12 protein-coding genes are annotated in these 23,076 nt (G+C 70.9%); 9 read left to right on the top strand and 3 right to left on the bottom strand.

Going from position 1 to position 23,076, the window contains the following annotated elements:
- Nucleotides 1–122 precede the first annotated feature (122 nt).
- The 6 genes from ABZX37_RS42340 to ABZX37_RS42315 all read left to right on the top strand — a co-directional run bounded on the left by ABZX37_RS42340 (nt 123) and on the right by ABZX37_RS42315 (nt 16,093).
- Nucleotides 123–929 (top strand): DUF3097 domain-containing protein, encoded by an 807-nt coding sequence (locus ABZX37_RS42340; protein WP_354749527.1) that lies wholly within the window; start codon nt 123–125, stop codon nt 927–929.
- A 92-nt stretch (nt 930–1,021) separates the two neighbouring features.
- Nucleotides 1,022–1,456 carry an NfeD family protein gene (locus ABZX37_RS42335; RefSeq protein WP_354749525.1) on the top strand — a complete coding sequence of 145 codons (435 nt, stop codon included), beginning with the start codon at nt 1,022–1,024 and terminating at the stop codon, nt 1,454–1,456.
- A gap of 53 nt (nt 1,457–1,509) precedes the next feature.
- Nucleotides 1,510–2,916: an SPFH domain-containing protein gene (locus ABZX37_RS42330; protein WP_354749528.1), complete on the top strand. Its 1,407-nt coding sequence runs from the start codon at nt 1,510–1,512 to the stop codon at nt 2,914–2,916.
- 225 nt (nt 2,917–3,141) lie between these two features.
- Complete coding sequence (locus tag ABZX37_RS42325) at nt 3,142–11,568, top strand: amino acid adenylation domain-containing protein (RefSeq protein WP_354749523.1); 8,427 nt, start codon at nt 3,142–3,144, stop codon at nt 11,566–11,568.
- Nucleotides 11,565–15,701, top strand: coding sequence for a thioester reductase domain-containing protein (locus ABZX37_RS42320; RefSeq protein ID WP_354749521.1), 4,137 nt, complete (start codon nt 11,565–11,567; stop codon nt 15,699–15,701). Before ABZX37_RS42325 ends, ABZX37_RS42320 begins: the two co-directional genes overlap by 4 nt.
- 20 nt (nt 15,702–15,721) lie before the next feature.
- Nucleotides 15,722–16,093 (top strand): nuclear transport factor 2 family protein, encoded by a 372-nt coding sequence (locus ABZX37_RS42315; RefSeq protein ID WP_354749519.1) that lies wholly within the window; start codon nt 15,722–15,724, stop codon nt 16,091–16,093.
- A gap of 15 nt (nt 16,094–16,108) precedes the next feature.
- On the opposite strand, the gene ABZX37_RS42310 is transcribed toward ABZX37_RS42315, so the two are convergent.
- Entirely contained in the window at nt 16,109–16,507 is a 399-nt protein-coding gene (locus tag ABZX37_RS42310) for a VOC family protein (RefSeq protein WP_354749517.1), read from the bottom strand.
- A gap of 858 nt (nt 16,508–17,365) precedes the next feature.
- On the opposite strand from ABZX37_RS42310, the gene ABZX37_RS42305 reads away from it, so the two are divergent.
- Together ABZX37_RS42305 and ABZX37_RS42300 are read left to right on the top strand one after the other, a co-directional pair.
- Entirely contained in the window at nt 17,366–18,769 is a 1,404-nt protein-coding gene (locus tag ABZX37_RS42305; RefSeq protein ID WP_354749515.1) for a LysR family transcriptional regulator, read from the top strand.
- Nucleotides 18,770–18,922: 153 nt separating this feature from the next.
- The gene (locus ABZX37_RS42300) at nt 18,923–20,002 is read left to right on the top strand and encodes an LLM class flavin-dependent oxidoreductase (protein ID WP_354749513.1); all 1,080 of its coding nucleotides are present in this window, start codon (nt 18,923–18,925) and stop codon (nt 20,000–20,002) included.
- A 7-nt stretch (nt 20,003–20,009) separates the two neighbouring features.
- Here the strand turns inward: ABZX37_RS42300 and ABZX37_RS42295 are convergent, their stop codons facing one another.
- Together ABZX37_RS42295 and ABZX37_RS42290 are read right to left on the bottom strand one after the other, a co-directional pair.
- The gene (locus ABZX37_RS42295; protein ID WP_354749511.1) at nt 20,010–21,095 is read right to left on the bottom strand and encodes a methyltransferase domain-containing protein; all 1,086 of its coding nucleotides are present in this window, start codon (nt 21,093–21,095) and stop codon (nt 20,010–20,012) included.
- Complete coding sequence (locus ABZX37_RS42290) at nt 21,092–22,090, bottom strand: alpha/beta hydrolase (protein WP_354749509.1); 999 nt, start codon at nt 22,088–22,090, stop codon at nt 21,092–21,094. Before ABZX37_RS42290 ends, ABZX37_RS42295 begins: the two co-directional genes overlap by 4 nt.
- 192 nt (nt 22,091–22,282) lie before the next feature.
- Between ABZX37_RS42290 and ABZX37_RS42285 the strand changes: the two genes are divergently transcribed.
- The gene (locus tag ABZX37_RS42285) at nt 22,283–23,047 is read left to right on the top strand and encodes a TylF/MycF family methyltransferase (protein WP_354749507.1); all 765 of its coding nucleotides are present in this window, start codon (nt 22,283–22,285) and stop codon (nt 23,045–23,047) included.
- Nucleotides 23,048–23,076: the final 29 nt, after the last annotated feature.

Genomic DNA, 23,076 nt, shown 5'->3' with positions numbered 1-23,076 from the left:
GTACTACGTGTTTCTTGTTTATTGTCTTTGTTTTTTTGGTGTTTGGGAGGCGGATCTGGGGGCGCCCCCCCCCGGGGGGGGCGGCGGGACGGCCCGCCGCCACGCCGATAACGTGCCCGACCGTGCGCTATCACGACGTGCTGTCCGGCCCCCGCAAGCGGAAGATCCCGGAGGTCCCCGCCGAGCCAGGCCTCGTGGTCGAAGACCCGGCCAGCGGCTACTGCGGCGCGGTGGTGAAGATCGAGTACGGGAACGTCGTCCTCGAGGACGCCAAGGGCCGCCACCGGGTGTTCCCGCTCGCGCCCGCCGGGTTCCTGCTGGAAGGCAAGCCGGTCACGCTCGTGCCGGTCAAGAAGGCCGCCGCCCCCGTGCGGCAGGTGTCGGCGTCCGGCTCGGTCCGTGTGCAGGGCCTGCAGGCGCGGGTCGCGCGCGACTCCCGGATCTGGGTCGAGGGCAAGCACGACGCCGAACTGGTCGAACGCGTCTGGGGACACGACCTGCGCGTCGAGGGCGTCGTCGTGGAACCGCTCGACGGCGTCGACGTGCTGGCCGACCGGATCGCCGAGTTCGGCACCGGACCCGGCCGCAGGCTCGGCGTGCTCGTCGACCACCTCGTGGCGGGCAGCAAGGAATCCCGGCTGGTCGGGCAGATCCGCGACGAGCAGGTGCTCGTCACCGGGCACCCGTACATCGACGTCTGGCAGGCGGTGAAGCCGGCGTCGGTCGGCATCCGCGCCTGGCCGGAGATCCCGCGCGGCATCGAATGGAAAGCCGGCATCTGCGACGCGCTCGGCTGGGGCGAACCGTACGAGGGATGGCAGCGGGTGCTCGCCGGGGTGCGCAGCTTCCGCGATCTCGAAACGCCGCTGATCGGCGCGGTGGAACGGCTCATCGACTTCGTGACCGAGCCGGGCGACGACGCTCCGTAGTGTCCTATTTGTCGGAAACATCCAAGGTCACGCGTCGGTCACGTCGAGTAGTTTGCCCGGTGCGAAACGACGCGATCTGAGAGCATGAGGGCATGGCAGCGGCTCTGATCTGGCTGATCATCGGCATCGTCCTGATGATCGCGGAGGTGATCTCCGGGGACTTCGTGCTGATCATGCTCGGCGTAGGCGCGTTGCTCGGAGCCGGTTCGGAAGCGCTCACCGGCAACATCTACATCGACGTCGCGGTGTTCGCGGTCAGCTCGGTCGGGCTGCTCGCGCTGGCCCGTCCGGCGCTCAAACGCCGCTTCCTCGCCGGGGCGGGCGTCCCCACGGGCATCGACGCGCTGGTCGGAGCCCGTGCCGTCGTAGTGTCCACTGTGGACTACGATGCCGGCCAGGTGAAAATCGGCGGCGAGGTGTGGTCGGCGCGCGCCGTGCACGAATCGCAGCCGCCGATCGCGCCGGGCACCAGCGTCACGGTCGTCGAGATCTCCGGCGCCACGGCCGTGGTGGACATCGTCGCGTGAGGCGCCGTCCGAGGAAAAACGGTACTAGGTAAGGGGAAACGCTCTTGTCGACAATAGCGATCGTCGTGGTCGCGCTGCTGGCCCTGTTCGTCATCATCACAGTGGTCAAGGCGATCATGGTGGTGCCACAGGCCCAGTCGGCGGTGATCGAGCGGCTCGGCCGGTTCCGCACGGTCGCTTCGCCCGGCCTGACCTTCCTCGTCCCGTTCCTGGACAAGGTGCGCGCTCGGATCGACCTGCGCGAGCAGGTCGTCTCGTTCCCGCCGCAGCCGGTGATCACCGAGGACAACCTGACGGTGAACATCGACACTGTCGTGTACTTCCAGGTCACCGACTCGCGCGCCGCGGTCTACGAGATCTCGAACTACATCATCGGCGTCGAGCAGCTCACCACCACCACGCTCCGCAACGTGGTCGGCGGCATGAGCCTGGAAGAGACGCTGACCTCCCGCGACGCCATCAACACCCAGCTGCGCGGCGTGCTCGACGAGGCCACCGGCCGCTGGGGCATCCGCGTCGCCCGCGTCGAGCTGAAGGCGATCGAGCCGCCCGCCTCCATCCAGGACTCGATGGAGAAGCAGATGCGCGCCGACCGGGAGAAGCGCGCGATGATCCTCACCGCGGAAGGCCAGCGGGAATCGTCGATCAAGACCGCCGAGGGCCAGAAGCAGAGCCAGATCCTCGCCGCGGAAGGCCAGAAGCAGGCCGCGATCCTCGCCGCGGAAGCGGAACGGCAGTCGCGGATCCTGCGCGCACAGGGTGAACGAGCCGCCCGCTACCTGCAGGCGCAGGGCCAGGCGAAGGCGATCGAGAAGGTGTTCGCGGCGATCAAGGCCGGCCGCCCGACGCCGGAGGTCCTCGCTTACCAGTACCTGCAGACGCTCCCGCAGATGGCGCAGGGCGACGCGAACAAGGTCTGGATGATCCCGAGCGATTACGGCAAGGCCCTCGAAGGCTTCGCCCGCGCGCTCGGCGCCCCCGGCGACGACGGCGTGTTCCGCTACGAGCCGCCGAAGGACGACACCCCGGCCCGCCCGGACCTCGACGACGACGAGGTCGCCGGATGGTTCGACACGAGCAGCGACCCGAAGGTCGCCGAGGCCGTCGCGGCCGCGGAAGCGGTGGCGCGCAAGGAGGTCGACGGGCCGCTGGGCGCGTCGGCGGAGCGCCGGGCGATCGGCGGGGCTCCCGCCGCCAAGCCCGAGGCTCCCGCGCCGGTCCGGGAAGAGGAGCCGCCCGCCCCGCCGGAGCGGCCGCAGCAGCCCAGCACGCCGCCGCCTGCCCAGCAGCAGCAGTCGTTGCCGCAGCCGCACCCTCCCGCAGGGCCGCAGGGCGGGCCGTACCAGGGACCGCCGCAGCAGCAGTTCGGCGGACCGCAGGGTCCCGGGCCGGGCAGTGGGCCGTTCCCGCAGCAGGGTCCGTTCGGCGGACCGCAGGGCGGGCCGCCTCCGCAGCGCTGATCACGTCGGGAAAAGGGGCTGTCGCACCGGAAACGGTGCGACAGCCCCTTTTCTGTGCGCTCTGCCCAGCCCGCCGCGAAACCGCGCATAACCGTATGCGGATTCGGCAGTACCGCACCTCAACCGGGGTCGGTAACTTCGCGCTTGGATGACATCGCTCCCGGGGGCATCCGTCTTTGAATGCGCGCCGAAAGTGAGGGTTCGCAGTCACGAAGGGGCCATAGCGTGGATCAGGCACCAGAAGAAAACCTCGTCGACGTGCTTCGGGCGAGGGCCGCGTCGCACGCGGACAAACCGGCCTACACCTTCCTCGCTGACGGCGAGACCGACGCCGCCAGTTCGGTCACCTTCGGCGAACTGGACCGGAAGGCCAGGGCCGTAGCGGCGCGGTTGTCGCGGGACGTGCGGGCGGGGGACCGCGTGCTGCTGGTCCACCCCGCCGGACTGGATTTCGTCGAATCGTTCTTCGGAACCCTTTACGCGGGTGCGGTTCCGGTGCCGTGCCCGTCCCACGAGGGGGCGTCGCCGGAGCGCGTCCTCTCCCGCATCAGGGGCATCGTCGAGGACTGCCGTCCGGTCGCCGTGGTTTCGGTGGCGAGGTTCGGCGAACAGCTGATCCGGCACGCTCCCGCGCTGAAGAACCTCCCGTTCCTCGGCAGCGATCGGGTGTCCCCGGACGATTCCGGCGATTGGCACGCGCCCGCGATCCGCCCGGACTCGCTCGCGTTTCTCCAGTACACCTCGGGTTCCACCGGCAATCCCAAGGGCGTGATGGTCGAGCACCGGAATCTGACGGAAAACCTGCGGATGATTGATTCCAGCATGCGGCAGCGGGCCGATTCGGTGCTGGTGAGCTGGCTTCCGCTGTTTCACGACATGGGCCTCATCGGAATACTCCACTACGGAGCCTATCTGGGCGCGCACAGCGTTCTGATGTCGCCGGGACGGTTCCTCCGGAACCCGGTGAGCTGGCTGTCGGCGATGAGCCGCTTCCGGGGCACGATGACCGGCGCGCCCAACTTCGCCTACGAACTGTGCCTGCGCAAGATCGGCGCGGCGGAGCGGGCCCGGCTCGACCTGAGCTCGGCCGAGGTGATGTTCAACGGAGCCGAACCGGTTCGGGCGGACACTCTCGACCGGTTCGCCGAGACCTTCGCGGAGTGCGGTCTGCGCCGCGAAGCGCTGAAACCGTGCTACGGCTTGGCCGAAGCCACCCTGATCGTCTCCGCCGGAGCGCACGACCGGCCCCATCGTGCGCCGCGTTTCGACACCGGAGCGCTCGAAGCCGGGCACGCGGTACCGGACGAGCACGGGCGAGAGCTGGCGAGTTGCGGCGTGGCCGCTGGGGAACAACGGGTCGAGATCGTCGATCCGGTCTCCCGCCGGATCCTCGGGCCGGGGGAGACCGGCGAGATCTGGGTCGCCGGAAACCATGTGGCGCGGGGGTACTGGAACCGTGCGCGGGAAAGCCTGGAGACCTTCCGGGCTGCCACCGAGCCGGCCGACGGGAGGCATTACCTCCGTACCGGGGACCTCGGGTTCCGGATCGGCGAGGAGCTGTACCTCTTCGGGCGGCGCAAGGACGTGCTCATCGTCCGAGGCCGCAACCTCGCGCCGCAGGACGTCGAGCGGTGCGTGGAGAACGCCCATTCCGGCCTGCGTCCCGGTTGCGGGGCCGTGTTCCAGACCAGCCAGGACGAGGGCGAGCCGAAAGTCGTTGCGGTACAGGAGTTCGACCCCGCGGCCGGGGGCGATCCGGCGGCGGCGATCGAGGCGATCAGATCAGCGGTGACGCGGAGCTTCGAAATCGAACTGGACGCGGTGTCGCTCGTCGCGCCGCGCACGATTCCGAAGACCTCCAGCGGGAAGATCCAGCGCCGCGGTTCCCTGCGCGCGTTCTCCGGCGGTCTGCTCGACGAGATCGCGAGGTGGGAGCGGCCGGCGGACGGTGCGGAACTGGCGGACCGGATCGAATGGCATCTCCGCGAGCTGACCTGCGCCGATCCGGACGCTGCCTCGCTGCCCGCGCTGGGCGTCGATTCCCTGCGAGCCGCCGAGATCGGCGGCCAGCTGGAACGCGAGTTCGGCAGGCCGGTGTCCGCGGCCGATCTGCTCGGCGGGGTCGAAATCCCGGAACTGGCCAGGAAAATCGCCGCCACGCTGGAGCGGCCGCGGGAGACCGTGCCCGCGGGTTCCGCGCGGGAGTTCCCGCTCTCGGACAACCAGATCGCCCTGTGGTTCCTGCAGGAACGGCAGCCGGCGAGCAGCGCGTACACCATCGCCACCGCGCTGCGGATCCCGGCCGGGCTCGACGTGGCCGCGTTCCGCCGCTCCTGGGACGTCCTCGTCCAGCGCCACGAGGCGCTGCGAACCCGGTTCGGGCAGCGGGACGGCACGCCGTATCAGGAGGTGCTGGCCGACCGCCGGGCCGAGGTCACCATGGTTCCGGCCGCGGGCTGGTCCGCCGAACGCCTGCGTGCGGCGGTCACCGAGGAGGCGGAGCGACCGTTCGACCTGACCGCGGATCCGCTGCTGCGCATCGGCGTTTACGACCGCGGGCCGGACGGGCACTGCGTGCTGATCGCGGTACACCACATCGTCAGCGACTTCTGGTCCCTGGCCAGGCTTTTCCGGGAACTGGCCGAGCGCTACCGCGCCGAAACCGGGGGCGCGCCCATCGACTGGGCGCCAGTGCGCGGACGCTACGCCGAGTTCGTGCGGGAGCAGTCGACGTGGCTCGCGGGCCCGCAGGGCGCGAGGCAGCTTTCCGGATGCGCCGCCGGGCTGGATCCGCTGCCCGCTCCGCTTGAGCTGCCCACCGACCGGACGAGGCCGCCGGAACAGACCGAACGCGGGATGGCTGTCTCGGCCGAACTGCCCGGTCCGCTGTGCGCACGGGTGACCGCGCTCGCCAGGGAGCGCGGAGTCACCCGGTACACCCTGCTGCTCACTGTGTTCCAGGTCCTGCTGCACCGCTACACCGGGCAGGAGGACTTCGTGGTCGGTTGCCCGGCCGCCGGGCGGGAACCGAAGTTCGCCGACGTCGTCGGGTACTTCGTGAACCCGTTGGCGATCCGTGCCGGACTCTCCGGCGATCCGCGGTTCTCCGAGGTGCTCGCCGGGACCAGGGACGCGGTGCTGTCCGCGATGGACCGGCAGCGCGTTCCGTTCGTGCGGGTGGTCGAGCGGCTGGCGCCGGAACGCGATGCCAGCCGCGGCCCGCTGTTCCAGGTGATGTTCGTGAGCCAGCGGTCCCCGGTCACCGATCCCGGGCTGGCCGGCCTCGCGCGGTTCGCGCTCGGGGACGGCACCGGAAACCTCGAACTGGGCGGCCTCGCCGTCGAATCGTTCGCGCTCGAGCGCTGCCCGAGCCAGTCCGATCTGGTGCTGATGGCCGCCGAATGCGCGGACGAGGTGGGGTTGTCTCTGCGGTACAACGTGGATCTGTTCGACGAGGCCACCGCGCGGCGCCTGCTGCGGCACTACCAGGTGCTGCTGGAGGAAGTCGTAGCGGATCCCGAGCGGAGACTGTCCGAGTTGCCGCTGCTGACCGCGGCCGAACGGCGACAGTTCGCCGCCTGGCACGACACTGGCCGCGATCACAGCGGCTACGGCTGGATCCCCGAGGAGTTCGCGGCACGCGCGGCCGAGCACCCGGACGCGATCGCGGTGCGGTACCAGGACATCGAGGTCGCCTACCGCGACCTGGAGAAACGGGCCAACCAGCTCGCCCGCCACCTGCTCGAACGCGGTGCTGGCCGCGGCGCGCTGGTCGGCGTCGCGCTGGAGCGCGGGGTCGATCTGGTGGTGGCTCTGCTGGCGACGATGAAAGCGGGCGCGGCCTACCTCCCGCTGGACCTGGAGAACCCGCGGCGGCGGCTGGCCGCCATGCTCGGCGACGCGGCGCCGGCCGTGGTGCTCACCGCGAGCCGGTGGGCGGGATTACTGCCGGAATCGGCCGCCCAGGTGGTCGACCTCGACGCGTGCCGCCCGGAGATCGCCGCATACGACGACGCGCCGCCGGACGTAGCGATCGAGGCTGGAGACGCGGCATACGTGCTGTACACCTCCGGCTCCACCGGCACGCCGAAAGCGGTGGTCAACACGCACGCCGGGATCCGGAACCGGTTGGCCTGGACGCAAAACGCCTTCGGCCTCACCGCCGACGACCGGGTCCTGCAGAAGACCCCGATCGGATTCGACGTCTCGGTCTGGGAGTTCTTCTGGCCGCTCACCACCGGCGCCGGGCTGGTGCTGGCCGAACCCGGCGCGCATCGCGACACCGGCCGCCTGGTGTCGCTCATCGACCGGCACCGCGTCACCACCGTCCACTTTGTCCCTTCGATGCTCCAGCTGTTCCTGAGCGAACCGAACCTCACCCGGTGCGCTTCGCTGCGCCGGGTGATCGCCAGCGGAGAGACCCTGCCGGCCGGGCTCGCCCGGCGGTTCTTCCAGACGCTCGGCTGCGAACTGCACAACCTCTATGGACCCACCGAAGCCGCGGTGGACGTGGCGGCCTGGCGGTGCCGGCCGGACGACCCCCGCGACTTCGTCCCGATCGGCCACGCGATCGACAATGTCCGCCTCCACCTGCTCGACGGGCACGGCCGGGAGGTGCCGGTCGGCGTGCCGGGCGAGCTGCACATCGGCGGAGTCCAGGTGGCCGCGGGCTACTTGAACCGGCCGGAGCTGACCCGGGAGCGGTTCCTGCCCGACCCCTTCGGCCCGGACCCGGACGGGCGGCTCTATCGCACCGGGGACCTCGCGCGCCGGCATCCGGACGGCAGCCTGGAGTTCCTCGGCAGGCTCGACCGCCAGCTGAAGTTCCGCGGCAACCGGATCGAACTGGAGGAGATCGAACGCAAGATCGCCGCCCACCCGGCGGTGCGGGACGCCGCGGTGCTGGTGCGCGGTTCGGGTGAGGAGGCGGAACTGATCGGCTACTTGGCCGGGCTGGCAGCCGCGCTCCCGGAACCTGGGGGGCTGCGCGAGTTCCTGGCGCTCGAACTGCCCCGGTACATGATTCCCCACCGGTTCGTCACGCTTGCCGAACTGCCGCTGACCGCCAACGGGAAGGTGGACCGGAAGGCGTTGCCGCTGCCGGAGAAGCCAGCTCGGAGTGCGACCGCGATCTCGCCGCGGACCCCGGAGGAGCGCAGTCTGGCCGCGGTGATCGGCCAGGTCCTCGGGCACGACGAGATCGGCGTTCGCGACAATTTCTTCGAACTGGGCGGCGATTCCATCAGGGCGCTGCAGGTGCGCGTGCTCGCCCGGCAGCGAGGACTGGACTTCACCATTCCCGAGCTGTTCCGGGCGCAGACAGTGGAGACGCTCGCGGCGACCGCGCGGACAGTCGAACCCGCGACCGGCCCGCGCTCCGTCCGGCCGTTCGCCCTGCTCGCGGCCGAGGACCGGGCGGCGCTGCCCGAAGGGGTCGAGGACGCCTTCCCGCTCGCGCGATTGCAGGCGGGACTGGTCTTCCACAGCGAAATGAGCCCCGACTACGAGACCTACGTGATGGGTTTCCGCCTGCGTGGGCGCTTTGCCCGGCGGGCGATGACCGAGGCCCTTCGGCGGCTGGCGGCACGGCACCCGATGCTGCGGACCTCCTTCGCGCTGACCGGATTCAGCGAACCGCTGCAACTGGTGCACGCGAAGGCCGAGATCCCGTTGACGGTGCACGAGATCTCCGGTTCGGCGGCCGAGCAGGACGCCGAGATCGACCGGTTCATGCGGGAGCGGAAGTGGCGCAAACCGGAGTGGGCGGTGGCCCCGCTGCTGGAGATCGACGTGCATCTCCGGTCGGCGGAGGAGTTCCAGTGCACGTTCGCGCATCCGCTGTTCGACGGCTGGAGCATGGCGCTGCTGGTCACCGAACTGTTCGAGGCGTACGCGGCGCTCGCGGCCGGAACACCGCCGCCGCGCCTGCCTCCGATCCGGCAGACCTACGCTGATTTCGTTGCCCTCGAACGAGAAACCGTCGATTCCGCGGCCGAGCGCAAGTTCTGGGCCGCTTACCTCGCGGGCGACTCCCGCGGCGATCTGCCTCGCTGGCCCTCGCGCCGTCACTCCGGGCCCGCTGCGGCGCACCGGCGCACCGAAGTCGCGATCGAGGACGAGGTGCGCGACGGGCTGCTCGAACTCGCGCGGCAGACCGGGACTTCGCTGAAATCGGTGCTGCTCGCCGCGCATCTGCGGGTGGTGAGCGTGCTGGCCTGCCGGCGTGCGGTGACCGCCGGGATCATCGCCAACGGGCGGCCCGAGGAACTCGACGGCGACCGGGTGGCCGGCCTCTTCCTGAACACCGTCCCGCTGCGCATGCGCTTCGACGGCGGCACCTGGCGGGAACTGGTGCGGCAGACGCACGAGGCGGAGCGGGAACTGCTGGACCACCGCCGCTTCCCGCTGGCCGAGCTGGTGCGCGAGTTCGGGGCGGGCGAGCAGTTGTTCGACACCGCGTTCAACTACATCCACTTCCATGTGTACCAGGCGCTGCGCGAACTGGACGGGCTCGAGGTGCTGGGCTGGAAGAGCCCTTCGGACCAGACCTATTTCCCGTTCACCGCCTACTTCCACCGCGACGTCTCGACCTCGAAGCTGCTGTGTTACCTCGACGTGGACGAGGGAACGTTCGATCCGGCGCAAGTGGACTTGGTCGTCGGCTATTACCGCACGGTTCTGGCGGCGATGGCCGCCGAGCCGGACGCGCGGTACGAGGCGCGGAGCCTGCTGGGCCCGGCGGAGCTGATCCGTCAGCGCGAGGACTGGAACGAGACCGCGACCCCCTGGCCGTTGACGATGCCGCGGGGGGTGCACCGGCGGTTCGCGGCGCAGGCTCGGCGGTGCCCGGACGCGGTCGCGGTGCGCTGCGGCGACGAGGCGCTGACCTACGCCGAACTCGAGCGCCGGGCGAACTGCCTGGCACACCGGCTGCACCGGCTCGGGGTGCGGCCGGGCGACACGGTCGGGATCGCGTTGGGCCGCGACGTCGCACTGCCGGTCGCGCTGCTGGGTGTGCTCAAAGCAGGGGGCGCGTACGTGCCGATAGACCCCGGGTACCCGCGCGAGCGGCTTCGGCAGATGCTCGACGACTCCGGCGCGGCGGTGGTCGTCACCGAATCCTCAGTGCTGACCGGGATCCCGGAGACCGCCGCGGCCCCGCTCGTCCTGGACCGCGCGCCGGAGCCGCTGGCGGCCGAACCGGACACCTGCCCGGAAATCCCGTTCGACCCCGACCGGCTCGCCTACGTGATCTACACCTCCGGTTCGACCGGCGTGCCCAAAGGCGTCGAAGTCTCCCATCGCGCGCTGGACAACCTGTTGCACGCCATGGCGGAACTGCTCGGCTGGGACGACCGGGACGTGCTGCTGGCGGTCACCACGCTGTCCTTCGACATCGCCGGACTGGAGCTGTTCCTCCCGCTCACGACCGGGGCGCGGCTGGAACTGGCGACCGCGCCGCAGACCGGCGACCCCTACCGGCTCGCCGAACTGCTCGTCGACCGCGGCGTGACCACCATGCAGGCGACCCCGGCGACCTGGCGGATGCTCGTGGACTCGGGCTGGGCCGCGAAACCGGATCTGCGGGCGCTCTGCGGCGGCGAAGCGCTCACCGCGGAACTCGCCGAAGCGGTGCGGAAGCGCTGCGACGTCCTGTGGAACCTGTACGGGCCGACCGAATGCACGATCTGGTCGACCGCGGCGCGGATCGAGGAGGTCGACGGGCCGCCTCCGATCGGCCGCCCGCTGGCCAACACCACCTGCTGGGTGCTCGACGAGCACGGGCAGTGCACGCCCGCCGGCACCCCCGGAGAACTCCACCTCGGCGGGCTCGGACTGGCCCGGGGCTACCGCAACCGGCCCGAGTTGACCGAACGCGCGTTCCGGCCGCATCCGCACGCGCCGGGGGAGCGGCTGTACCGGACCGGAGATCTGGCCCGCTGGCGGCCGGACGGCACGCTGGAGTTCCTCGGCAGGCTCGACGACCAGGTGAAGGTCCGGGGTTTCCGGATCGAACCGGGCGAGATCGAGACGGTCCTCGGGCGGCGGGCGGAACTGAGCACCGCGGTGGTCGCCGCCCGGAACTCGGGCGAGGGCGGCGCGCGGCTGGTCGCCTACGTCGTCGGGCGGCCCGGCGCGGAGGTGGACACCGACGCGCTGCGGGGCGAGCTGACCGAGGCCTTGCCGTCGTACATGGTGCCGGATGTCGTGGTGGAGCTTGACGCGTTGCCGATGACCCCGAACGGGAAGGTCGATCGCAACGCCCTTCCCGCGCCCGCGGCGCGACGGCGGAAGGGGACCGAAGGGACTGCGGGTCCGCGCACCGGAGCGGAGCGCATGCTCGCGGAGATCTGGGGCGTCTCGCTGAAACTGGACGCGCTCGGGATCGACGAGCCGTTCTTCGAAGCCGGCGGGCATTCGCTGCTGATGATCCGGGTGCACGCGCAGATCCGGGAGCGGTGGGGCGAGGTCCCGCTGAGCGCTCTGTTCGAGTACCCCACGATCCGCGGCTTGGCCGCCTTCCTGGAACGAGGCTTCCGGCCCGACGGCGGACTGGACGACGCCCGGGGGAAGGCCGAGCGGCGGCGCGCGGCGGGCGGCCGCGCGAGGGCCCGGCGGGGCGTGCCCGACGGCAGTCAGGAGCGACGATGACCGAACCCGTGCTCGACGGGCCGGAAGCAGAGGACTTCACCGCCGTGGTCGGACTGGCAGGCCGCTTTCCCGGCGCGGCCACGATCGAGCAGTTCTGGCGGAACCTGCGCGACGGCACCGAATGCATCAGCTTCTTCAGCGCGGAAGACCTGCGCGCGGAGGGCATTCCCGACGAAGAGTCCGGGGCGGACGACTACGTCCCGGCGAAAGGCGCGCTGGAGGACATCGCGGGTTTCGACGCGGAGTACTTCGGCTACAGCCCGCGCGAGGCGGCCCTGCTCGATCCGCAGCACCGGCTGTTCCTGGAGATCTGCGTGGAGCTGATGGAGCGGGCCGGGGTCGTGCCCGCGCCCGGCAACGACCGGATCGGGGTTTTCGCCGGAGCGAGCAAGAACTCCTACCTGATGTTCAACCTGCTGTCGCATCCGGAACTGCGCGAGTCCCCGATGGCGACGCAGACCCTGCTGGCCAACGACAAGGACTACCTCTCGACGCGGGTCTCCCACAAACTGGGGCTGCGCGGGCCGAGCCTGGCGATCCAGACCGCGTGCTCCAGTTCGCTCGTCGCGGTGCACCAGGCCTGCCAGAGCCTGCTGCTCGGCGAATGCGAGTACGCGGTGGCCGGCGGGGTCGCGGTCGATGTGCCGCTGCGGGCGGGCTACCGATTCCAGCCGGGCGGAATCCTCGCCCCGGACGGGCACTGCCGACCGTTCGACGCCGACGCCAGGGGAACCGTGTTCGGCCAGGGCGCCGGTGCGGTCCTGCTGCGCCGCCTGCCCGACGCGCTCCGCGACGGCGACTCGATCTACGCGGTGATCCGGGGCAGCGCGGTGAACAACGACGGCCGCGAGAAGGTCGGGTTCACCGCTCCGAGCGTGTCCGGTCAGAGCGAGGCGATCGCGGACGCGATCGCGGCGGCCGGGATCGACGCCGGGACGATCGGCTACGTCGAGGCGCACGGCACCGGGACCCCGCTCGGGGACCCGGTCGAGGTCGAGGCGCTCACCGCGGCGTTTCGGCGGTGGACCGACCGGAGCGGGTTCTGCCTGCTCGGTTCGGTCAAGGGGAACATCGGCCATCTGAACGCGGCGGCGGGCATCGCCGGCCTGATCAAAACGGTGCTGATGCTGTGGCACGGCGAAATCCCGCCGAACGCCGGCTATCGGCGGCCGAATCCGGCGATCCGGTTCACCGACACACCGTTCCGGGTCAGCGCGGCGCGGACCGAATGGCAGGCGGACGGGCGGCCTCGCCGGGCAGGCGTCAGCTCCTTCGGCTTCGGCGGCACCAACGCGCATGTCGTCCTGGAAGCGGCCCCGCCGAGGGAACCGGCCTCGCCCAGCACCGGATGGCAGCTCGTCCCGGTCTCGGCCCGGACCGCCGAACGGCTGCCGGTCGTGGCGGCCGAACTCGCGGACGCGCTGGAGCGGAATCCGGAATGGAGCCTCGCCGAGGTCGCGCACACCTGGCAACGCGGGCGGCAGGCGCATCCGCACCGGATGGCGGTGGCGGCGCGGACCCCGCGCGAAGCGGCCGAACGGCTGCGCAGGCCGCCCCGGCGCAGCACATCCGGTCCGGCCGCGGACCGGCCCGGGGTCGCTTTCCTGTTCCCGGGACAGGGCAGCCAATACCCGGGAATGGGCCGCGAGCTGTATCGCCGCTGGCCGGTCTTCCGCGACGAACTGGACGCATGCGCGGAGGAGATCGTGGCGCACGGCGGCGTGGACCCGCGCGTCGCCGAGCTGGGCGCCGACGATCCCGAGGCGGCAGCGGACCGCCTGCGGCAGACCGAAATCACCCAGCCCGCGCTGTTCTCGGTGGAGTACGCGCTGGCCCGGCTCTGGATGTCGTGGGGCGTGCGGCCGGACGCGGTGCTCGGGCACAGCCTCGGCGAGCTGACCGCCGCGTGCGTCGCCGGGGTGTTCACCCGCGAGGAGGCGCTCCGCGTGGTGATGGCGCGAGCTCGCGCGGTCGGCGGGCTGCCGGGCGGAGCGATGGTCTCGGTGAACGAACCGGTCGACCGGCTCCGTCCCGATCTGGAGCCGGGGGTCGAGGTCGCGGCCTACAACGGTCCCGGGCTCACCGTGCTGTCCGGGCCGGAACCGGCGATGCGGCGCACCGTGGCCGCGTTGCGCTCCCGAGGGATGGAACCCCGTCCGCTGCGCACCTCGCACGCGTTCCATTCGGCCATGCTGGACCCCGCGGTGGCTCAGGTCCGCGCGGCTGTCGAAGCCGTGCGCCCGCAGCCGCCGGAGATCCGCTGTCTGTCCAATGTGAGCGGCACCTGGCTGACCGACGAGCAGGCGGTGGACCCCGGCTACTGGGCGCGGCAATTGCGGGCGCCGGTCCGCTTCGCCGACAACGTCGCCGCGCTGCTGGCCGAACCCGGCCGGATTCTGGTCGAGACCGGGCCGGGGCGAACCCTGGTGTCGCTGTGCCGCGGGCATCCTGACTGGCCCGCCGGACAGATCGCGGTCACCTCGCTGCCGGACCGTCCCGAAGCCGGCCGAGGCGCTGGCGAGACGGTGCTGACCGCTCTCGGCGCGCTGTGGGCGGCCGGAGTGGCACCGGACTGGCGGCGATTGCACGAGGACGGAGAGCCGCGGCGTCTGGTGCTGCCCACTTATCCCTTCGCGCGTGCCCGGCACTGGATCGACCCGAGGCAGGGGCCGAAGGTGTCCGGCAGTGAGATCGTGCCACCGGACGACAGGAAACCGGACCCTCGGGCCCAGCGCGCCGTCCCGGCGGAAGGCAGCGTCCTGGAGCGATCCGTGGCCGAGGTGTTCGAGCGATTGCTGGGAGTGCGGAACATCGGCGTTTCCGACGACTTCTTCGAACTCGGCGGCACCTCGCTGCTCGGGGCCGAACTCGCCGCGCGGCTCCGGGAGATCGGCGTCCGCCTCCCGCTGAGCGAAATCCTGGCCGACGCTCGACCAGCCGCGATCGCGACCCTGGCCGGAACGAACGGTCACGACAGCGACGACGGCCGAGCGGACATCTGGTTCGATCGCGAGCTCCCGCGAGGCAGGCGGCGCGGCACGCCAGCCCGGCCCGAGTCGGTGCTGCTCACCGGCGCGACCGGGTTCGTCGGCTCGTTTCTCCTGCGCGAACTCCTGGACCGCACCGGAGCGCGCGTGAGCTGTGCGGTGCGGTGCGCCGAACCGGAAGCCGGGCTGGCGCGGATCACCGCCGGGCTGCGCCGGTTCGGGCTCCTCGACGGCGCCGACCTCACCCGGATCGAGGTGGTGCCCGCCGATCTGGCCGCACCGCGGCTGGGGCTGTCCGACCGGTCGTACGCGAGGCTCGCCGCCGGTGTGGAGGCGATCTACCACAACGGCGCGGCGGTCAGCTTCCTCGATCCGTACCGGCGGCTACGACTGCCCAATGTGGACGGTACGCGGGAAGTCCTGCGGCTGGCGTGCGAGGGAAAAGCCAAGGCGGTGCACCACGTCTCCACGATCGCGGTGTTCGACTCGGACCGCTTCGCCGACCTCGAGGTGGCGGGCGAGAACACCGATTTGCGTGCGGCGGCAGGGTTTCACGGCGGCTACGACCAGAGCAAGTGGGTGGCCGAGCAGGTGGTCATGCTGGCGCGCCGGCACGGGGTGCCAGCCGCGATCTACCGCCCGGGCAACGTTGCCGGGCATTCGCGCACCGGCACGACGTCGGACGGGCACCTGGTCACCGCCATGCTGAAGGACTGTCTCGCGCTCGGGCTGGCCCCGGACAGCGATGCCTTCGTGGACGTGGTCCCGGTCGATTTCGTCGCGCGTGCCCTGGTCGCGTTGTCCCTGCGGGAAAGCTCCCTCGGCCAGAACTTCAACCTGGTCAATCCGCACGCGGTGCGCTGGAACGACATCGTCGGGCAGCTGCGCTCGCTCGGGCATCCGCTCCGGTCGGCGCCGTTCGGCGAATGGCGGGAAGCGATCCGCGCGGATCGGCGGCCGGACAGCGCCATGCGGGTGTTCCTGCCGATGCTGGACGAGCGCCCGCTGTTCTCCGGGCGCCGGTACCGCTGCGACAACACCCTGGCCGGACTCGACGGCAGCGGCATCGCCTGCCCACCGCTGGATGCCGCGCTGCTCACCACGTATCTGCGCCGGCTGACGGCGGCGGCCGCGGTGTCGGGATGACGAGCGGGAAGGAGCCGGCAATGGACCGGCGTGACTTCAACAAAGAGGTCGTGCTGGGCCTTTTCCGGGCGGCGCTGCGCGGTGACGTGCCGACCGCGCTGCGCCCGGTGGCCGACGACTACGTCGAACACAGCGCCTTGATCGCGCCCGGCAAAGCCGGGCTAGCCGAATTCCTGCGCGCGCTGGCCGCCGCGGAGCCTCCGCCGGCGATCGAGGTCCGCCACGCACTGGCGGACGGCGATCACGTGGCCGTGCACTACGAGTCGACCGCCGCCGCGGACGGCAGCGGATCCGAGGCGGTCGACATCTTCCGGCTCCGCGACGGCCGGATCGTCGAACATTGGGACGTGGTGCAGCCGCGTCCGGCTCGGCGGGACGAGCGCGAAGGCTAGCGCCCGAGCGCCGCTCTAGGCGGTCAGTTCCTTGGCGAAGCACCACAGGTTTCCGTCGGCGTCTCGTGCGCCGAACTCGCGCTGCCCGTACGGCATGTCCGTCGGCTCGTACTCGATCTTGGCGTCCGCCGCCTTGGCCTTCTCGTAGACCGAGTCGACGTCGTCGAGATAGACCATGACGAGCGAGTGCAGCACATTGGCGTGGCTCGCGGCCTCCATCCGGCCCGGATGCGGACGCGCGACCGAGACCGCGTAGTCGCCGAGATAGGCGCGGCCAACCAGTGCCTTGCCCTTGTCGTCGCGGGACAGTTCGCCTTCGGCCAGCCCGAACGCCTCGACGAGGAACTTCTGGCTGGCCTCCGGGTCGTCGGAGAAAAGGAAGGTGCTGATGCTCGGTGTCTTATTGCGTGGCATGTGGTGACGGTACCGCACCGCGGGTGCGCGCGGGTGCGCGAACGGATGACGGCCGGCCGGACGGTAAAACGGCCGTCGCGGACGGGATTCCGGCACGTCCATTGCCGAGCCCTTATGAAATGTGGTGTCCGAACAGGACCGCACTCGGCATTGGCCGCATTACCCGGATCGTGCTAATCGAGAACGGTCGTACTTTTATATGTTTGGTACGGGTGGGCATCCCGAGCGACCCGGCAAGGGGGTCCGAGGCCGAGATATCGCCGAGTGCGCATGTTTGGCCCGTCGTCACCCCGCGGTGGCCGGCTGTTCGCCTGCGCGGCGCTGACGGACGCGGCGAATCTTGCACTGTCGTCGCGACGCGCGAGCAATGAACTAGCGTCCGGTCAACAGTTCCGCATGTCCGGGCCCGGATGCCCGGCGACCGAGTGGGTGCCTGCGCAAACGGATTTCGATGAATGTAAAACAGTTGAGCGCGTAACCATTGTTCGCGGGGTCCGGCGCTCGCCGGCCGCCATTCCACTGCGGGACGCGGCAGGGCCGGACTGCCGGGTGCGCGGGGTGTGAAGTGGGCCGGAGCCGCGAGACGGCGGACGCGACCGCGGCCCTGTAACTCAATCGGCCTATTGCGATGTCCTCCGTCGTTGTGAAATGTTCGGGTTGGATCCCGATAGCGTTGCCGCTCCGAGCGGCAAATATCGGACTGGGGGGCTACTGGCGGGGCAAGCGGGGGCTTCCGGTCGATATAACTGATATTCCCACGCCTCTTTCGAGTCTTCCGAATGGGCGGGCCGAACAGTGCTGCGCCCGAATCGCACGGCGGGGAACGTTTGCTGCCAACGTGGGGGAGGAGAGCTCGCGATGACGACCACCGGGCACCTTTCGTCCGATGCGAGGAGAGCAGGCCATGCCCCCGGCTGCTCGGGGATGCGGGTGGAACCGCCCAGCCGGGAAGATCTGGCCTTGTTGCAGGGGGTCGCGTGCGCCGGCACGCTCAAGGGCGCGGCGAAGGCGGCGCGCACCACGCAGCCCGCGGCCAGCCGGCGCTTGTGCCGGTTGGAGCGCAGGGTCGGCGCGCCGCTCATCCGGAGCGACGAACACGGTCTCCGGCTGACCGAGGGCGGCTGGGGCCTCTTGCAGGCGGGGAACCGGCTGCTGATGGCTCTCGGGTCCGCGCTGAGCCTGGTTTCGCAGACCCCGGGCCGGCCGTCAGGGCCGCTGCCGATGCTCCGGATCGCCGCCTTCGGCAGCGAGTGGTCCGAGCTGATCGACGATATCGCGGTGAAGGTGCCGGGGATGCTGCTGAGCCTGGTGAGCGCGGAGCCCGAGACCAGCGTGGAGTTCTTCGAGCGCTACAGCGTCGACGCGGCGTATGTCTGGGAGCCGCCCGATTTCACCCGCCAGTGCACCCGTCCCTCCCGCTCCGAGGTGGTGCTGGAGGAACCGCTGTGGATGGCGCTGCCGATGAACCACCCCCTCGCGGCCGGCGAAACAGTGTCGATCGCGGACTTCGCGAACGACGAGTGGCTGGTCCGGGCGAACGAGCACGCGCGGGCACTGCTGGCCGAGGGGGCGCGGCGGGCGGAGTTCGAACCGCGGATCGCGCACGTCACGGAGGTGGCGTCGGAGATGCGAGGACTGCTCGGCCACGGCAAGGGCGTGTCGCTGGCATCCCCGTTGACGCGTCCGCCCGGTTCGCACGGGTTTGTGCTCAAACCTCTCGCCGAACGGCTGTGCCGTAAGTACGTCCTGCTGACCGATCCCACGGTGGTCAGCGACAAACTGTCCGCCGTGCTGTGTTCCCGCCTGCGCGACTGCTATCTCAACCGGGCCGCGCGACGCAACCCGGCCTACGTCGCGTCGCCGATGTTTCCGTTGCCCGCCAACAGCTCTGACGACGACGAAGCCGATCTGGAACTGTTCAGCGGCCTGGCGGTGGCGGTTCCCCTCGGGGAGCCGGAAACCCCGCAGGACGCGCTCGCGCCGGACGATCTGCACCTGCTGCGGGTGGTTGACGAATGCGGGAGCCTCAACCGGGCGGCACCGGTGCTGCTGATCACCCAGCCAGCGCTGACACGCCGGATCCTCCGGCTCGAGCGCAGGCTCGGTCTGCGGCTGTTGTTGCGCGGACATCGGGGGACCGTGCTCACCGCGACCGCGCGGCGGCTGCTCGACGGCGCCAGCGAGGCGGAGACGAGATTCGAGGCGATGCTGGCCTCGATCCACCGCGGGGAACGTGCCGCCCGAGTGCGCTCGGTCTCCTGACTCGCGGGCACCCGGTATGCCGATGCGGCGGCCGGTTCTCCTCCGCTATGCCGATGACCGGCCGGAGGTTGAGCAGTGGCGACGGCGGCGGCGAGAATCGGGACGCGAAGGCGCGTGCTCGCGAGGCGCGCGCCCCAGGGAAGGAAGCGACCCTTGTCTTTGCGGCTCTACTGGTTCCTGCCCTCGCACGGAGACGGTCGCGAGGTCGCCCGGGCGCGGGACAAACGGGATCTGCGACGGGAACCCGACATCGAGTACCTCATCCAGGTGGCCCGGGCCGCGGAAGGCCTGGGGTTTGCCGGCGTGCTCACGCCCACCGGGCTGTTCTGCGAGGACGCGTGGCTGGTCGCCGCCGCCCTCGCCCGGGAGACCGACCGGCTGAAATTCATGGTCGCGCTGCGGCCGGGATTCCTGTCGCCGACCCTGGCGGCGCAGATGGTCGCCACCTACCAGCGGCTGTCCGGCGGCAGGCTCCAGCTGAACGTCGTCTGCGGCGGCGATCGCGACGAGCAGGCGCGATACGGGGACTGGCTGAGCCACGACGAACGGTACGCACGGTCCGCCGAGTTCCTCACTGTCCTGCGGGAAGCGTTGCGCGGCAAGCCTTTTGACTTCTCCGGCCAATTCTACCGGGTGTCCGGCGCGATGGTCGCCCGGCCGCCGCGGGAACTGCCCGAGATCTTCCTCGGCGGATCCTCCGGCGCGGCCAAGGAGGTCGCCGCCGAGCACGCGGACATCTATCTGTGCTGGGGAGAAAAACCCGCGCAGCTGACCGAGCACCTCGACCTGCTCCGGGCGGCGGCGGACGGCCGCGGCCGGAAGCTCCAGGCGGGTACCAGGTTCCAGGTGATCGCCCGGGACACGTCGGAAGAGGCGTGGACAGTGGCCGATCGGTTGCTGGAAACCATGGACCCGGCCCGGATCGAGCAGGCGCAGCGCCGGTTCGCGCGCAGCGAGTCCGAGGGGCAGCGGCGAATGGCCGCGCTCACCGGCGGCGGGAGAGCCGAGCTGGAGGTCTACCCGAACGTCTGGGCGGGCTACGCCCTGGTGCGCCCGGGCGCCGGGGCCGCGCTCGTGGGCAGCCACGGGGAGGTGGCCGACCGGATCGAGGAGTTCCATTCGCTGGGGCTCGACCACCTGATCCTTTCCGGCCAGCCGCACATCGAGGAGGCCTACTGGTTCGGCGAGGGCGTGATCCCGCTGCTGCGCGAGCGCGGCGTGCTCGCCGGCTGAACGCCCTTCAGCCCCGCAGCCGGTAGAGCCGGTGGAACCGTTCCTCGACCGGCAGCACGTCCACCTCGGCGAAACCGGCGTCGCGGGCGAAGGCACGCACGTCGTCCGCCCGCATCACGGTTCCCGTTCCGGCCGACGGCGGGTCGGCGAGGCAGGCCGGAAGGCAGTGCAGAACGCTGGTGGCGTATTGGAAACGTTCCACCTCGTCGGCGGGCGCGGTGAAGGCGTCGCGCACCCGTGCGTCCATCACGAGCACCGCGCCGTCCGGGGAACGCAGGCACCGGCAGGTTCGCAGCGTCGGCACCGGCCGGGGCAGTTCGTGCAGGACGTCCAGCACGCACACCAGATCGAAACGGCCGGTCAGCTCGTCGGCCGCTGCTTCGATGTCCTGGACGCGGAACTCCGTTCGCTCGGCGACCCCCGCGTCGGCCGCGTTGCGGCGCGCTTGTTCCAGGCACTCGGCGTCGACGTCGAAGCCGGTGATCCGCGCACCGGGATAAGCGAGCGCGAGCGCGATGCTCGCCCAGCCCGCGCCGCAGCCGACGTCGGCCACGCGCGCGTCGCCGGTCGTGAGCCGGGCGTGCACGTCGGGCATGGCCAGCCGGATCCAGCCGGGGAACTGGTGAGTGAACAAGGCCCGGTTGGCACCGGAATGGCCGACCCGCCAATCGTCGCCGTAGACGGCGTCCGGCACGCCGGCGCCGCTGCGGTACGCCGCGAGCAGTTCGGGCAGGGCCAGCGCCACGCCGCCCAGCGGGAGGACCGCGAGCGAGCCGATGGCGGAGGGATCCGCCGTCTCGACCAGGACTGTCCGATGTGGATCAGGGAGCGTGTAGACCCGCTCGTCCCGCGGGCGGGCCGGATCGTCCACCTCGACGATCCCCGCGACCGCCTGCTGTTCCAGCCATTCGGTCGCGTACCGCACCGCGATTCCGGCGCGTCCGGCGAGCTGCCGCGGGGTCGCGGGCGTGTCCAGGGAACGGTAGAGGCCGAGCCGGACGCCGAGATAGATGGTCAGCTGTTCCTGGGTGGCCAGGCAGGCGAGCCACAGCCGCACGGTCAACGCCCTGGTCCGCGGGTCGGCGGCGGTCATCGTTTCTCCAGCAGATTCGGTCCGGTGCGGAGCGGAGCGAGGAAGTCCGCGATCGCGTGCACGGCTTCGGCGGACGGGGCCAGCACCGACGACAGCCCGAAGAAACCGTGGATCATCCCCGGCATGGTGCGCGCCTGCGCCGGGGTCCCGGCCGCGCACAGCGCCCGGTGGTAGGCCGCCCCGTGCGGGCGCAGCGGATCGCATTCGGCCAGGACGAGCAGCGCCGGGGGAAGCCCGCCGAGCCCGGGGCCGAGCAGCGGGGCGAATCGGGGGTCGGCCGGGTCGGCGCCGCCGAGGTAGAGCCGCTCGAAACTGGCCAGGCCCTCGGCGCTGACGAAGAAATCGTCGTAGCGGAGGTCCAGCAGATCGCCGCGGGCGGTGGTGACCACCTGCGGGTAGACCAGCACCTGCGCGGCGATCGCGTCCGGCCTTGCCTGCGCGACCGCGGCCGCCAGGTTGGCGCCCGAACTGTCGCCGACGAGCACGATGCGGCGCGGATCGTTTCGTTCCCTGAGCCAGTCGACAGTGTCGGCCACGTCGTCGTAGGCGGCGGGGAACCGGTTCTCCGGCGCCAGCCGGTAAGCGAGATTGAGCACTCGCGCGGAGCAGGCCGCCGCGAGTTCGCGGCACTGGCTGTCGGCGAGCCACAGGTCGCCGAGCGTCCAGCCGCCGCCGTGCAGATAGAGCAGGATCGGCGCAGATCCGGTCGCGTGCTCGCCGTACCACCGGGCCCGCAGCGTCCTTCCCGGCAGCGGCACGTCCACCTCGGCGCACGATTCGTCACGGGCTGATCCGTTGTCCTGCGGGAGGTTCGCGAACAGCGCACGAAGATTCGCGCGCTGTTGCGCCACCGGGAGTTCGTGGGTGATCCCGCCGCGCGCCGCCCACAGCAGCTTCACCAGCCGGCGGGCCTTCGGGTCGAGGCGTCGCAGATCCGCCGATCTCGCGACGACCTTCGCGACGTATTCGCTGGGCGTGCCCGAAGCTTCGGTCATCGGCTCCCGTCCCTGTGTCGCGTCCGGACAGTCCACGACGCCACGTTAGGGGCGCTGCGGCGGTTCCGGTGCCGATCGACTATGCGTTGCCGGGTGCCACCGATGCGTTGTGCGCGCGGGAATCCAGGGGCTGTACGCGGGTCGGGGTAGCGTCGGGCGGACCTGGTGCGCGTTCCCGGGAAGGTGAGGAAGATGCCCGTGCTCGAGACGGCAGCGAACGACTACCTGGACCTGTTGAAGAAGGTGCTCACCAACGTCATCTACCGGGACCCGCCGGTGGCCCGGTCGAAATACCAGGAAGACAGCGGGTTCGAGTTGGCCCAGCGTGCGCGCGGCAACGACTGGCCGAGCAGCGCGCACACCATGGTGGGGCTGGAACGGCTGGACAATGTGCAGCACTGCGTGGAAACCGTGCTGGCCGACGACGTGCCCGGCGACCTGATCGAGACCGGGGTGTGGCGGGGCGGGGTGTGCATCTTCATGCGCGCGGTGCTCCGGGCGCACGGGGTGCGTGATCGCAAGGTCTGGGCGGCGGATTCGTTCCAGGGCATGCCGGAGGTTCCGGCTCAGGGCCATCCCGGCGACCGCCGGGTCCGGCTGCACGAGTACAACGAGGTGCTCGGGGTGTCCCTGGACACCGTGCGGCGGAACTTCGCGACCTACGGACTGCTCGACGACCAGGTCGAGTTCCTGCCGGGCTGGTTCCGCGACACGCTGCCGTCCGCGCCGGTGGAGCGGCTGTCCGTGCTGCGCCTCGACGGCGACCTCTACGAGTCCACAATGGACTCGCTCGCGCATCTCTACCCCCGGCTCTCCCCGGGCGGGTTCGTCATCGTGGACGACTACGGGCTGCCCGCCTGCCGGCTCGCGGTGGCGAAATACCGCGCCGAGCACGGGATCGACGATCCGATCGAGTCGATCGACGAATGGGGGGCCTACTGGCGGCGCGGCGGCTGAGCGCGGCGGGCATGGCCGGGCCGGCCGGT

The sequence above is a fragment of the Amycolatopsis sp. NPDC004079 genome, assembly GCF_040610415.1.
GTDB lineage: Bacteria > Actinomycetota > Actinomycetes > Mycobacteriales > Pseudonocardiaceae > Amycolatopsis > Amycolatopsis halotolerans.
Note: the sequence above shows the minus strand (reverse complement) of the source record. Positions and strands in the feature narration are given on the sequence as shown.